Raw genomic sequence first — 14,182 nt, 5'->3', positions numbered from 1 at the left:
TGTTCTTGGCCAGAATCTCGGTGGTGTTCTTGGATCGGACCAGGCCCGACTCGAGCATCGTAAAGCCCGCCGCCATCCACATGACCAGCGCCCCGCAAACCAGAAAGTAAAAAGTGTCCAGGGCGTAACTTACCTGCGCCAATTGTTCCACTTTATGAGCCCCTTTTGTTGTATGAGTGTTGTTGGATCGGTGCTCCGCGCTACGCACCAGAGTCGACCGAAAGCCGTCCGCATACAAGCAAATGCTGTGCCAACCACGTAGATAACAGATTCATGCGGTTTCTTGCGAGAAATCCCGCCGCTGGCTGCGATTTCGCACCAGCGTAGTGCGTTTGTGCTCAACGCCTGCGCCTGTCTGGCGCGACACGCGCGCGAGTTTGGTGCCGCCTTGCCGCTGCCGCACCCCAAGGTCAAGCGGCTCCGCTCGCAAGGGATTCTGAAGCCGTTCAAACTGGCGCATCCACGCTCCCGGGCGACGGCAGGCCGTTCGAATTTAGGGCTCGTTGACTATGATGGCAGTGGTCATTAAGGGGGCAGGCACCGTCCATGGTGACCAGCTAGACTGTGGAAGTCTGGAAGAGAAGAGCTAGTTCGTCAGATCAGCGGAAGCGCCGTTGAGACAAGGCGCCCGCGCGAATCTGGATTTCAGCCTGGTGGCCCGAGAAACAGCCACCCGACTGGAATTGAGCATTTGGCGGGACACCGAATGGCGCCCCCGGTTGTCGGAGCTACAGTTCGAAGTCTACTGCGTAGCCCACCACAAACTTCACCTCGTCGTTGTCAAGATTGTCAGGACCGACGTCGTCCAGATCAGTGCCGGTCAGTTTCACAGTGAAGCCGTTCTTTGAAAGGGAGATGCCGTATTCAAAATACCCTTCGGGCACGCCGTTGAAAGCCTCGCTGAAATCGCCGTCGTGATACCCGGCATGCAGGCCCAATTCCAGGCCATCACGAATTTCCTTGGCCCAGTCACCGTAGACGTAAAACGTCTCACCGAAACCAAAATCCTGCCCAGGGCCTTCGTCAGCCTCGGTATGCGCCAGCAGGTTCAGACCCAGCGTGAAATCCCCGATGCCTACCGAGCCGTAAATCTCTGCAAAGTCAAACTCGGCCTCGTCGTCGTAGTTGAAGTAGAGGTAGCCGAAATCAAGAGCAACGTCTCCGGCTTCAAAGGCATAGCCAAAATACACATCATTTTCGTAGGAAAACACGTCGCCGGGCGCGTAGCTGACGTTGGAGATCCAGGTTCCGACGTAGGCGCCGTTATCAAAAACGTAGTCCATGCCGCCTGATACAGCAGGTTCGTTTTCGGTCTGGGTTAGGCCGCGCCAGATATAGTTGCTGTCGATAGCGATGTTGGCCGTAAATTCTTCCGCCGACGCGGTGCCTGAGGCCATCATGATCCCCGCAAGGGCCAAAACAGGTATGGAGTGAGCAGTCTTCATGGTGTTACTCCTGCGCAATTATTGAATTGTTGTTGGGTGATCGCATGTCACCATTGGGCGAGAGAGCAAGAAGCAGGCCAATTTTCCAGTCCCCGTCAAAACTCACGTTCTTCCTTCCTGCACTGCTTCGACTGCTCCACGATGGCTGACGTTTGGGGGCGTTCGCACCAAAAATGTGCGCTGCACGTTAAGACCAGGTGCGAGGAGGTGCGAGCTCGTTCTTTTTAGTTGACTGCCCAAGCGCTTCGAACGGATCTCCGGGTGTTTTGCCCTGAAACACGCCAGCGACTTTTCCACAGTGGTGCGTTATTTCTGCACCCGCGAATCCATTGCTAAGAGCAACCAGGAAATCCAAGAACATCGGTATGAGCATCATTGCTGTGATCTTTTTCCTGATCGTTTCCTCATGACATCAGCGGGCGAAACGTCATCGCGGCGCGGCCCGGACTTTCGGGTTCACCGCTTTGCGGCTGGCTTTTCAGCGCAGTGATGCCCCCGCTATCGCTAATCAGGCCTGCGCCGGCAGACCGGTCGATCAGCTTTCGTAAAATTTCCCCATCCCCTATGAACTCGTGCGGTTTACCCGGATGGATTCCCTCTGGCCGGCCGACCTGGCCCGATCGATTGCTCAGGCCTGAAGCCTTAGGCAAAAGAAATGTTGTGAGGGTTGGCGGGGTTTCGTGCCGTTGTTCGATCTTAGAAATATAGGCAGTGAATGCTCGCCTGAAACTCGGGCAACAGGGATTAACGTCATGAATCTTTATTTGAGGCTGCTGCTCGTCTGGATGCGCAATCTGACGACAGCAAAGCAACACTTCACACACGCAGCGCAGAGTCGCTTTCGCGTACTGCCTCATGATCTTGACGCTTTTGGACACATGAACAACGGCCGCTATCTGCAGATCATGGACGTCGCCCGGATCGAATGGATGATGCAGACCGGCGTTGCGGGCGCAATCCGCAAACACCGCTGGGCCCCGGTGCTCGGCGGCGGCGTGATTCGCTATCGTCACTCGTTAAAGCTCCTGCAGTGTTACCAGGTATCGACCCGCCTGCTGGGCTGGGACCACCGCTGGTTTTATCTCGAGCACTGCTTCGCCGATCAGCGCGAACGCTGCGCGGCCGTTGGCGTGACCCGCGCCGGTCTGCGCCAGAGCAATAGCTGGATGCATGCCGGTGAGGTGGCAGAGCAGGTGCACCCGGGCGCCGCGTCACCCCCGATTCCGGGGCACATCATCGATTGGATCAACCTGGAAGAGCAGATGTATCGGCACGGCGCCGGTCGCGAGGCGCTGCCGTTTCGGGATGCTGGCGAAAGGAGAATCAGCTGATGTTTCGTTCCACGGAAGCAAGTACACGTTTTTTTGTGGGGGTCACCGCACGCCCGGTGGTGGTTTTGGCGGCAGCTACGGTGCTGGTCATTGCCAGCGGTCTGGGCCTGACCCAACTGGTCAAAGATACCTCCGTAAAAGCCTTCATCCCGCCGGGTCATGAATCGCTGGTGGCGGACAGCAAAACCTCCGAAATTTTTGGCCTGTCGGACACCATTGCGGTCGCCCTGGTGAGCAACGAAAACGGGTCAATCTTTCGGCCCGACGTGTTGACGGCCCTGGCGGATCTGTCGGAGCAAATCGCTGCCCTGCCGAATGTTCGCTACGACCGCGTCACCAGCCTTGCCACCGAGTCTTCTATCAGCGGTGACGATGGCGCCATCAATATCGACCCCTACGTTGATCCGTTGGCGCCCCAAGAAACACTTATCGCGGACAGCGAGCAGCGCTGGCGGTGGATGACGCCGCACCAGGGAACGCTGGTCAGTGGCGACGGTACGGCCGCAGCCATCCTGGCGGAGCTCGAAGATGCGGCGACCGCCGATGAGACCTATCGATCCGTCGTGGCGATGGTCGATGACCTGGTACTCGACGGTGTGACCGTTCATGTGGCTGGCTCAGGCGCTGTCAGCGGCTACCTGAGCAGCTACATCGACCAGGATGCTCGTAAGCTTCAGCCGCTGGTGTTTGTCGTGGTGCTGGGCTTCATTTTTCTGGCGTTCCGCCGTGGCTCTGCCCTGCCGGGCCCGCTCCTCGTGGTCGCTGGCTCTGCGGCGGGGTCGCTTGGCGTGATGGGCTGGTGTGGGATTCCCTACTACGCGATCACCAACGCGCTGCCGGTCATCCTGGTGGCCATCTCGGTAGCGGACGCTATTCATATTTTGTCAGCCTTTTATCGACTGAAGGCGATGGATGAGCAGGCTGAGACCCGGGATCTGGTCGTGCGCGCGATGGCGTCCGTCGCCCGTCCGGTGACCCTGACCACGATTACAACCATTGCTGGGTTTCTTGGAATCGCGGCCATGTCCATCATGCCCCCAATCACCTGGTTCGGCGTGTTTGCCGCCCTGGGTGTGGCGCTGGCGTGGGTTTTCTCGATCCTGGTACTGCCCAGCGTGCTGGTGCTCACCAAGCCGCGCCCCAGTCCCGCCTTCTCGACCTGGAAGGAAGGCAAGCCGAGTACGCTTGGTCGTGCCCTGGGTGCGGCAGGACGGTTCACTCATCGTCGCTATCGCACCACGCTGCTGACCTTCGCCGCACTGACGGTGATAGCGGTGTTCGGCGCGCTACAGCTTCGCGTCGATCGCTCGCAGGTCGAGAATTTTGCCGCCGGTGAACCGATCCGGATTGCGGACGAGCTCATCAATAAGCGTTTCGCCGGCACCGCTTTCCTCGACGTGCTGGTTGAGACCTCGCAGCCCGACGGCCTGCTCGACATCGAGGTGATGACGCAGGTTCGCACGCTGCAGCAGTATTTTGAAACGCTGCCGCATGTGCAGAAGACGGTCTCGATCGTCGACTATCTCAGCCACCTCCACGGTGCAGTCCAGGAGCTTCCAAAAGCATCGCTGGATGCCCGCGTACTCCCGGACACCAGCGAGGCGCTGGCCGAAACGCTGTTTCTCTATGCGATCAGTGGTGACCCGACGGATCTGGAGGAGGAGATCGACGGCGACAATCAGCGGGCCCTGATTCGCGGCGTGCTCGATGCCCACTATTTCAGTGAAACCCGTCTGGCCGTAGAGGCGATGCAGCGCTATATCAATGAGGAGTTCAACCGACCGGGCCTGACCGCTTCCCTGAGCGGCGACGTCAACGTGAGCTACCACTGGATGCGCAGTCTGCAGACCTCTCACTTCAAGAGCGTGCTGCTGTCACTGACCCTGGTATTGGCCGCATCGATTGTGGTTTTCCGGTCCGCCGTGGCGGGGGTACTGTCTGTTGTACCTGTGGTCTTTACGGTCATCGTTCTGTATGCCTGCATGGGCTTTCTGAACGTGCATCTGGAGCCGGCCACCTCGATGTTCGCCGCTATTGCGGTGGGTGTTGGCGTCGATTTTGCCATTCATCTGGTTGACCGGCTTCGCGCCACCGGTGACGTTGAGGGGGGCGTCTCGGATCTGACCGAGGAACGCTTGCCGGCAGTGGCGCGAGCCTGCTTCTTTAACTCCGCGGCGCTGGGCTTGGGATTTTCCGTATTGCTGGTCAGTGATCTGCCAACGTTAATCCGGTTCGGTGGCCTGGTGGCGGTGGCCTCACTGGCCAGCTACCTGGCTGCGCTGCTGGTGATTCCGGCGTTGCTTTCTGCGGAGCAGGCTGTCCGGGGACAAAAGCCAAAGGTGGGCCGGCCGGCTGACGTTGTGGTGAGCCTGACGCTGATTGCCGTGGTGATCGCGGGCCTTTTCAGCAGCCATGCATCCGCTGCGCCCCGGGACGCGAACGAGATCGCCGCCGCCGTCGCGGAGCGCGAAGAGGCGACGACCATGCGTCGTGTCATGAAAATGACCCTGACCAACAAGCGGGGCAAGGTGGAACTGCGTGAGGCAATTGTGCATAAGCAAAAGGCTGAAGATGCACGACAGACCCGCATCACGTTCCTAGAACCCAAGCGCAGTCGGGATATCACGTTTTTGAGTCACGACCATGCGGCGTCCACGGCGGCCGACCAGCGCTGGATGTACCTGCCCGCAAGCCGCAAGGTTCGACGGATTCCGGCTTCCCAGCGCGGCAAGAGCTTTCTGGGCACCGACTTCTCGTATGAAGACATACAGTCGGAGCTGAAGTTTGCGCTGGATGACTGGGACTTCAGCTATGACCGGACTGAGAGGGTCGGCGCCAGCGCTATACATCATATTGCGGGGACTCCGAAATCAAAAAAAATTGCCCGCGAACTGGGTTATGGCGGATTCGCCGCCGTGGTCGATGAAGCGACCTGGATGCCACAACGCATCGAGTTCAGCGACTTCAAGGGACGACCCCTGAAGACGATCACCGTCGGTCGAGTGGTCCAGGTCGATGGAATCTGGACCGCAGAAGAGATCCTTGCGGTGAATCATCAGACCGGACACCAGACGGTGTTTACGTTCTATGACACCAACTATTCACAGCCCCTGGCGAGTCGGCTGTTTGAACCGCAAACCCTCGGCCGCGGCCTCGGCCGTGAATTTGCGCAGAGCCTCGGAGAGTAAGGGAATGACTCGCGCTGCTCGATTCGTGTTGCTCACCGCGCTGTTCGTTCAACCCCTGGCGAGTTTTGCCGCAGAGGTTGATGCCATGGCCCTGCGGTCCGTTTTGAGCTACGGCTATGGAGACAGCAGCAGCCTCAATCAGGGTCAGCTGGAGCTCGATCCGTCGTTGTCGGTCAGCTTTGGTCCCGACCGCCTGCTGGTGACGTCAGCGCGCGTTCGGCTGGACGCTCACGAAGCGCTGGAACCGGGCAGGGTGCCGCGGGACAACTACAGCCGTGGTTCACGGCCACTGGAGCTGGGCAACAGCGGAAGCCTGGAGCTGCGGGATTTCTATCTGGAATTTCGCTCAGATCGGGGTCTGGCGCGCTTTGGAAAACAGCAGATCGTGTGGGGGCGACTGGACGGCATCAAGGTGCTCGACGTGGTTAACCCCCAGGATTTTCGGGAGTTCATCATCGACGACTTTGCCGATTCCCGAACGAGTTTATGGAGCGCCTATTTCGACTACAGCTTCGGCAGCTGGCGCGGCGAGCTCGCCCTGGTGCCCGATGCTACGGGCCACACGATTCCGCGGGCTGGAGCCTGGTTCGAACTTACCGCTCCCAGATTTCGTTTTGGCGCACCCACGAACTCGAATGGCCCAGCACCGGTGCTCGAAACGGTGCAGCCTGGCATGGGGCTCAGCGATACGGCCGTCGGACTTCGGCTATCCCGCCAGTTTGCCAGCGCGGAATTCAGCGCCGTTGCCTACTCAGGGATCGACCCGGAACCGCTCGGGCGTCTGCTCACCGGTTCCAAAGGTCCGGTAATCGAACGTTTTTATGAGCGCCGTGAGGTCTTGGGTTTCAGCTTCGACCTTGGGTTGGGCGCCAGCGTGCTGCGAGCGGAATACGCCTATCAGCCCGATCGGGTGTTTAATCTTCGGGGTCCGGCAGGGCTTCAGACGCGGGAACTGAACCAGCATCGCGGAGCTCTGGGCCTCGACCTCGATGGACCCTTGGGCGCCTTTATCAATATCCAATACGTGGTTGACTCGATTCCCAACGCACCGGACACGCTGGTGCGACCCCAAACTGACCGTATCGGTACGGTGTTTATTCGTCGCACCTTCGCTTATGACGCGCTGGGCCTGGAAGCACGCTGGTACCGGTCCTTTACCGACGACGATGATCTTGTGTCGCTGAGCGCCGACTACGCGATTAACGACAGCACATCCGTGGAGCTTGCCATGCAGTCGTTCAGCGGGCGGGCCAGCGGCTTGTTTGGGCAATTTTCACAGCAGGATCGGGTGATGGTCAGCCTGACCCACACGTTTTGAGGAAGGTCATGGCGGGAACGGTCCAGGATCAGTCGCCTTCGCTGGCAGCACGGCTAAAGCGGCTGGACCCGGGTGATGGGGCGAAGCAGTTTCTTGAGCTCAAGGCCGGAGAGGTTGCCGAGGTTGATCCTGGCCTGGGAGACGCTCAGGCGTTGCTCTCATCCATCAGCGCGGCGATCCGCGCTCGCGCGGTCGACCACAGCCGCTCGACTGAGCGAACGGATATGTCGAGCGCTTCTGAGGTCTCGCCGGTGGTCAAGCCGGCAAAATAGCGGCATTCGAACACCCTCGCCAGGCGCTCATCCTCCTGCTCGACAATCTTCAGCATTTCATCAACCTGCAAGAGGAACTCGGCGCGTTCGTGGCCCTCGTCACCGATGAGCGTGTCGGCCAGTGTCACTTCCTGTCGCGCGCGCTTGCCGGCGGTGATGTAGCGGATTTCGTCGATAATGATCTGCCGCATGATGGTCGCCGCCAGGCCAAAAAACTGCTTTCGATCTTCGGCAACGAGGTCTCCTCCGGCCAGGAGTTTGACGAAGGTTTCGTGAACGAGCGTGGTCGCGCCGCTGCCAGCCCCGCCGGCGGCGCGGCGGCGGGCCATAGCCTTGAGTTCGGGGTAAAGAGAGGCGGCAAGCTGATTGAGGGCAGCCGAATCACCGTTGCGGTGGGCCGCAAGCAGCATGGTCACACTGGCGGACAAGGCCAAAACTCCTGCTGGGTTGCTGGGGGACAGTCGAAAATGTTGCACAATCGACTCACGCCCGCAACCAGCAGGTGGTCGGGGTGCCGCTGCAGGTGCCTTGGAAAGACACCTGCAGCGGATAGTGTTAGTCGACGCGAAACACGTCCCGATCACCGAGCTCGGCACCGATCGTGGTATTCCGCCGGATGACGTCAGCGAGGCGGGTCTGCTCGACCTCCTGGCGCTGCCCGCGATTGAGGATCCGCGTATACCAGAATCGGTCACCGTCACGGAGGCGTTCGAACTGATCGGCGATGACCGCGCCAACCAGCTCACCGACCATGGCGCCCTCCTGGGCGTCTTCTGCCAGCCCCCCGATCCAGGCGTCTACCTGGTCGGGCGAGTCATAGGTGGCCAGCAGCCGGCGTGTGACTTCAGGGTCACTGCTGATCGCCTCCAGGGTTCGCACCGGCGCTAGCCCCATAGCCTGCCTAAGGCTGTTGTAATCCGGCAGGCCGTGATCCCGGCCGCGCTGAATGTTGAGCGACACCAGGTCAAAGCCGCCGGAACCGGGTAGCCCGAACAGGAAGTTGCGCACTTCGTCGACCACATAGACGTCAAAGTCCTGGGAGAGCTGACGCGACATGCCGCGCAGCAGCGGCTCGATGCCTCCTTCGTCCGTGAGCCTGGCGGGTGAAAAGAAGGCGTCAGCCAGCGATAGGTGTCCAAACGACGACTCGTTCATGGCCCGGTTCAGTCGCAGCAGAATCGGCGGCAGCAGGGTGTGGCCCATACGGTACGAAGCCGTCGAGAACTCGTTGACGATTCGGGCGTCGACGCGAGGGTTGTAGCCGCGGTAGTCGTCCAGCGCGCCAGGCCCCAGCAGCGCCGGCAGGAATTCTTCATAGGTGATGACCTGCAGCAACCCGATCACCATCCTGCGTGCCTGGGCGTAGAGCTCGTCGCCGGTGAGCCCCGGATTGGCCGCAGCCAGTCGTGCTACCTGTCGATTATGCTCGCGTACAAAGAGGGTATGCATCGCGGCCAGGCCGATCTGCTCATTCGCGCGGGGATCGCCGGCTAGAAACAACTCGCTGCTTTCGCCACCGGCATTGGCCAGGCCATCGACGTTGAACGGCAGCAGGTTACCTGCGCTCACGCGCAGTCGCCCGCTGTCGTCCGATTCACGAAGCGCCTCGGCGCGCTCCAGATCGGAGCCGTAGACGTTTGACCCGTCGATCCATCCCGTGATTTCGTTGATTTGCTGCCGCGGATTGTCCGCACCGGTGCCGGTTGCCGTGTCATAAAGGGATCGATTGAGCAGGATTTCGATGGCACCGGTGGCGGCGGGATCAAACCACGGGTCGCCGCGCGGGACGTCAACGTTAAAGGCCTCGGCCGGGTCAGCGCCATCCGTGAGGTCGAGGTCGTGATCAAGAAACTGACCCCATTGCCAGAGAAAGCTCGACAGCCGCAGGGTGTTTGGCCGCTCTTCAGCTTGGGCGCTGACCTGATTGCTGATCAAACGCGCTGAGGGTCGGTCGAGGCCGGCGGGCGTGCTGATGGCGTCTGTGTAGGCCGCCGGGGCCAACCGCGCGAGTGCGGTATGGCTCGCGTTGCTGTCCGGGTTTGTCCGATTGTTGTTGCGGCCGTCTATGGATGGGACGAGGCGGTTTGAGGTCAAACCGTCGCCGTTGCCCCGGCGGTCGCCTCGTCCATCTTCCTGCTGCTCGCGGCGCAGCCGCCTGACCGGCGAGCTTTCGCTGCCGCGCTCATCCGCTTCACGCAGTAGCGCTTCCGCCTGCTCTTCCACAGCCGGGCCCGCGGTCTCAGCGTTTCGCGCCGGTTGAGCCAGACCCTGTGGCGTTGCCCAGACGCCGAGGACGACCGTCAGTGCGGCGGCCGAAAGCGTTGGCGGCAAACCTGACGGGTTCTGTTTCGTTCGCGGGGCGATCACGGCGTAACTCCGTCTTCGCATTCCTTGCGGCGGCCGTTTCGGGCCGGTCGATTCGCGCGCTGCTCCTCCAGCGTGCTGAACTGTTCCGGCGTCAGCAGCGCCTGTAGATCATCGTCCAGCTGCTGTTTCAGGAGCGAGTGATCCTCGCAGCTCCCGCCGCTTTCGCGAAGGTCTCGCATTTGCTGCCGGTGCGACTGAAAGAGCTCTTCAGCGGCGTCACGCTGCTCCGCGCTCAGGTTCAGCGATTCGAGTGCACGATGGTGAGGTGGCGGGCCACGGCGCTCGCCGTTGCGTTCTCGATCGGGCTGGGCTTCGGCCAGCTGGATACTGCAGCAGGCGAACAGCATTAGCATCATGGTTGCTTTCATGGTCTTTCTCCGTCGTGTGTCAGAGTCTGAGAAGTTAGGCTTGGAATCGACAGGCTCGGTGCAGCAAATGTGGAGAAAGGAAGGAGAAATCGCTGCAGGCGTTAAGAACCCGTTAAGCACTGCTATGATTTCGGCCTTGCTGGGCCGCTGATCCATGACATTACTCATTCGGCACAAACTGTTTCTGGGCACGGTTGCCATCGCGTTCGTTGCGATCGCCGCGATGGCGGTGCTGATGGGGCGAAGCTTTGAGCGGGGGTTTTCCGACTATCTGGCAACCTGGGAGTCGCTGGAGATCGAAACGCTGAAAGGCCAGCTGGTCGCAGCCTACGACGAGCAGGGTGACTGGTCTTTCCTCCGGCTGCCGCCACCGGAGCAGCGGCAGCGCTTCGGTTTTTCGCTCAGCCAGACGCCCGGTGGCCGTCCACCCCCGCGCGGCGAACGCCCGCGCAATCATCGCCCGCCGCCTCGCGGGAGCCAGCCGCCCCCGCGGCGACCTGAACCGCAACGACAAGGTTCGCTCCTGGATATCGCGCAGCGGGTCACCGTGGTGGATGTTGCCGGTAAAATCGTCGCTGGCACTCGTGAGCCTTTCGACCAGGGTCGGCGGGAAACGCTTGAACTCAGGGGACAATCCATCGGGTTCCTGATGGTTCTGCCAACGCCAACGCTCGAACGAAACGTCGATTTGGACTTCGCCCGTCGCCAGTCTCGCAGTGCTCTGGTCATCGGCGTTGGCGCTATGCTGGCGGCCGCCTTCGCCTCCCTGTGGATGGCGCGTGCTTTAACCGCGCCGCTGCCGCGTCTTGCCGAGGGGGTTCGTGAACTGGCGACGGGTAACTACGGGCAGCGCGTGAGCGTGAAGAGCGGCGATGAGCTGGAGCGGCTCAGCCAGGACGTCAACCAGCTTGGTGTGGCGCTTGCGGGCCACCGAGATCAGCAGCGCAAGTGGATAGCCGAAATTTCCCACGAGCTGAGAACACCATTGGCGGTGATCAAAGGCGAAATCCACGCGCTTCAGGACGGGGTGCGGGAGCTAAATGATGAGGCGCTAACATCGCTGGCGCAGGAAGCTGACCGCCTGACCTATCTGGTCGAAGATCTCTTTGTTCTGTCGGTTTCGGATGCTGGCGGGAATCTCGTCAATCGCGAGCCGATGAGCCTGTCCGGCCTGCTTCAGGATTTCAGCGATGAGGCGGGTGATGTCGCCCTCGACCCATTGCCCGATGTGACCATCGCCGGGGATGTTTTTCGGTTGCGGCAGCTTCTCGCCAATCTGCTGAGCAACAGCCGCCGCTACTCCGATCCGCCGATCGAGATCCGCGTATCGCTGACAAGAACGCCGGATGCCTGGGAGCTATCCTGGGAAGATTCGCCACCGGGCGTCGACCCTGAACACCTGTCGAAGCTGTTCGATCCGCTGTATCGAGTTGAGGGCTCGCGCGCCCGTTCCACCGGCGGTGCCGGTCTCGGTCTGGCGATTGTGAAAAGTATTGCCGACGCTCATGACGCCACGGTGGAGGCGTTGCCGTCTGCGCTGGGTGGCCTAAAGGTGGTGGTGCGATTTCCATCCGACACACACGCGTGAGAGGTTGAGCTCGAGTGAACGGTGAAAAGGTGTTGATCGTTGAGGACGAGCCGAAGATCGCCCGACTTCTGTCGGACTATCTCCGCAGCGCGGGCTATCAGACCGATACGGTTGACGACGGGGCTGAGGTGATGGCGGCGTTTGAGCAATTCCAGCCTGACCTGTTGCTGCTCGATCTCATGCTGCCGCATCGCGACGGTCTGGACATCTGCCGCGAGCTCCGGACCCGATCATCGGTTCCGATCATTATGGTGACGGCTCGCGTCGACGAGATCGATCGTCTGCTGGGGCTGGGCGTCGGCGCGGACGACTATATCTGCAAACCCTTTTCGCCACGCGAGGTGGTTGCCCGGGTCCAGGCCGCGCTGCGACGCGTGAGCTGGCAGTCTCAGCCCGATGGATCCTCACCGGTTCTCATTGACGAAGACGCCATGCAGGCGAGGGTTGATGGCCAGCTGCTGGATCTGACGCCGGTGGAGTTTCGACTGCTGGCGGTATTTGCCAGTCGACCGGGACGGGTGTTTTCGCGGGGACAGCTGATGGACCACGCCTATCAGGATCACAGAGTGGTCAGCGACCGTACTATCGACAGTCACGTCAAAAATCTGCGACAAAAGCTTCAAACCGTCAGCCCAGACGCTTCGCCTATTCAGTCGGTGTATGGCGCCGGCTACCGCTTCGACCCTACCGGCTAGCGAACGCTTTGCTGGTCGTCTGGAAGCAAGTATCCGGCTAGGCCGGCGCTGAATCTGAAGTGCCGGTGCCGCGGCGCCGCTCCAGCTCTTCCCGCACCTCGTAGGCTTTCTGTTCGGTGATGCTGAAAGTGGCAACCGCCCAGATTGCAACGAGCGAGGCGACAGCGGGAATAAACGCATCAAACAACCGCATCAGCAGCAGCGTCTGCTCGGTCTGATTTCCGCCGAGGTCTACATCGAAGCCGGTGACGTTGAGCAGGATCCCGCCGACTGCGAGGGCTGCGGCCATGCCGAGTTTGACGACCCACCAGTAAATGGATCCATACATGCCTTCCCGGCGTTCGTGGGTATTGAGCTCGTCCATATCGACGACGTCAGCGATCATGGCCGGCATCAGCGTAAACAGACCGCCGAGTCCGAAGGCAAACAGCGGTGCCGGCAGCAGCAGAAGCCAGGGAATATCCGGGTTGTAGCAGAACCACTTGCTGGCGTAGCCAACCACCGAAATGCCGGTCGCGACAAAAAACGCCCGGCGTTTTCCGATCCGGGTACTGAGCCACGTGACAAACGTGATGACTGCAAATGTTGAGATGGCGGCCAGCGATCCAAAGTAGCCAGCGTATTCCGCGCCCGCCACCTTATCGCCTTCGAAAACGTAGTAGATGATCACATAGAGCTGAAACGACGACACCAGCATAAAGCCGTTGAACACCAGAAAAGTGGCCGCACAGAGTTTCAGGAATGGCCGGAACTTGAGGGTCATCGCGAAGCCGCGGAAGAAATCGCCAAAGAGGCTCATTACCCGCTTCAGGCGTGAGGTAGCGCCTTGCCCATCCTCCGACTCCCCATCAGCTGCGAGTATTCGTTCCCGGAGCAGCAGTGCCGGCAGGATGCCAACAGCGATGATGACCACACCGAGCAAAATTGATAGACCCGCTGCCCCCTGGCGAAGATCGTCGAACATGTTTTCGTTCTGGATGATCACCACAAACCAGGGAGACACCACGTAGGCGAGCTGCCCCATAAAGTTTTGCGTCCCCATCAGCCGGGTTCGCTCGTGGTAGTCGGGCGTCAGTTCGTAGCCGAGGGCAACCCAGGGCGTAGCAAACATGGTGTAGGCGAGATAGAAAACCAGCGACCCGATCAGAAAAAACCAGAAATAATATTGCTCGCTCTTACCCTCGGGCAGCTGCCACAGCAGCGCAAATAGCACGCCCGCCGCAATCGCCCCCAAAAAAATGTAGGGTCGCCGGCGCCCCCACCTGGAGCGGGTGTTGTCCGACACGTAACCCATCAAAGGGTCGGTAACGGCGTCGGTCAGACGGGGCAGGGCTCCGAGCAGGCCCACGAGCGCCGGGTTCATGCCCAGCCCCAGATTGAGCACGACAATCATTCTACCCATGGCGTCAGCCATCAGGTTGTTGACAAAAGCCCCCATCCCGTAGGCGACTTTTTGATAGAACGGGATTCGGTCCTGATCCGCGGTTGCGTAGTGCTTGTGCGTGCTCATGTTGGGGCACCGTAGCAGCAAGCCCGGAAAATTGACAGCGTTGTCATATCGGCGTATAAGCCAAATATGACAGCGTTGTCATAATAATTCGATGTACAAG

Annotated in this window: 11 protein-coding genes; 5 read left to right on the top strand and 6 right to left on the bottom strand. The window is 60.4% G+C overall.

Annotated elements, in window-relative coordinates; all coding sequences use genetic code 11:
* Nucleotides 1–151: ammonium transporter (locus tag AAF358_25195; protein ID MEM7708870.1), on the bottom strand; the 151-nt coding region annotated here is incomplete at its 3' end.
* Nucleotides 152–728: 577 nt separating this feature from the next.
* Nucleotides 729–1,400, bottom strand: coding sequence for a TorF family putative porin (locus tag AAF358_25190; protein ID MEM7708869.1), 672 nt, complete (start codon nt 1,398–1,400; stop codon nt 729–731).
* 797 nt (nt 1,401–2,197) lie between these two features.
* Between AAF358_25190 and AAF358_25185 the strand changes: the two genes are divergently transcribed.
* From AAF358_25185 to AAF358_25175, 3 genes are read left to right on the top strand one after another with little or no spacing between them, the layout of a single operon-like run.
* The gene (locus AAF358_25185; protein ID MEM7708868.1) at nt 2,198–2,776 is read left to right on the top strand and encodes an acyl-CoA thioesterase; all 579 of its coding nucleotides are present in this window, start codon (nt 2,198–2,200) and stop codon (nt 2,774–2,776) included.
* Nucleotides 2,776–5,964, top strand: coding sequence for an outer membrane lipoprotein-sorting protein (locus tag AAF358_25180; GenBank protein ID MEM7708867.1), 3,189 nt, complete (start codon nt 2,776–2,778; stop codon nt 5,962–5,964). The genes AAF358_25185 and AAF358_25180 overlap by 1 nt, the downstream gene beginning before the upstream one ends.
* A gap of 4 nt (nt 5,965–5,968) precedes the next feature.
* Nucleotides 5,969–7,282, top strand: a complete 1,314-nt coding sequence (locus AAF358_25175) for a DUF1302 family protein (GenBank protein MEM7708866.1) — start codon at nt 5,969–5,971, stop codon at nt 7,280–7,282.
* A 145-nt stretch (nt 7,283–7,427) separates the two neighbouring features.
* On the opposite strand, the gene AAF358_25170 is transcribed toward AAF358_25175, so the two are convergent.
* The 3 genes from AAF358_25170 to AAF358_25160 all read right to left on the bottom strand — a co-directional run bounded on the left by AAF358_25170 (nt 7,428) and on the right by AAF358_25160 (nt 10,289).
* The gene (locus AAF358_25170; GenBank protein ID MEM7708865.1) at nt 7,428–7,982 is read right to left on the bottom strand and encodes an ECF-type sigma factor; all 555 of its coding nucleotides are present in this window, start codon (nt 7,980–7,982) and stop codon (nt 7,428–7,430) included.
* 127 nt (nt 7,983–8,109) lie between these two features.
* Nucleotides 8,110–9,921 (bottom strand): peroxidase family protein, encoded by a 1,812-nt coding sequence (locus tag AAF358_25165; protein MEM7708864.1) that lies wholly within the window; start codon nt 9,919–9,921, stop codon nt 8,110–8,112.
* The gene (locus tag AAF358_25160; protein ID MEM7708863.1) at nt 9,918–10,289 is read right to left on the bottom strand and encodes a hypothetical protein; all 372 of its coding nucleotides are present in this window, start codon (nt 10,287–10,289) and stop codon (nt 9,918–9,920) included. The genes AAF358_25165 and AAF358_25160 overlap by 4 nt, the downstream gene beginning before the upstream one ends.
* A 154-nt stretch (nt 10,290–10,443) precedes the next feature.
* On the opposite strand from AAF358_25160, the gene AAF358_25155 reads away from it, so the two are divergent.
* Entirely contained in the window at nt 10,444–11,877 is a 1,434-nt protein-coding gene (locus tag AAF358_25155; GenBank protein ID MEM7708862.1) for an ATP-binding protein, read from the top strand.
* A gap of 14 nt (nt 11,878–11,891) precedes the next feature.
* Nucleotides 11,892–12,572 carry a response regulator gene (locus tag AAF358_25150; protein MEM7708861.1) on the top strand — a complete coding sequence of 227 codons (681 nt, stop codon included), beginning with the start codon at nt 11,892–11,894 and terminating at the stop codon, nt 12,570–12,572.
* Between the two features lie 37 nt (nt 12,573–12,609).
* Here the strand turns inward: AAF358_25150 and AAF358_25145 are convergent, their stop codons facing one another.
* Nucleotides 12,610–14,082: an MFS transporter gene (locus tag AAF358_25145; GenBank protein MEM7708860.1), complete on the bottom strand. Its 1,473-nt coding sequence runs from the start codon at nt 14,080–14,082 to the stop codon at nt 12,610–12,612.
* Between the last annotated feature and the right edge of the window lie 100 nt (nt 14,083–14,182).

It is taken from the genome of Pseudomonadota bacterium (assembly GCA_039033415.1).
Classification (GTDB): Bacteria; Pseudomonadota; Gammaproteobacteria; order Xanthomonadales; family SZUA-38; genus JANQOZ01.
This window is presented reverse-complemented; position numbering and strand designations above follow the sequence as displayed.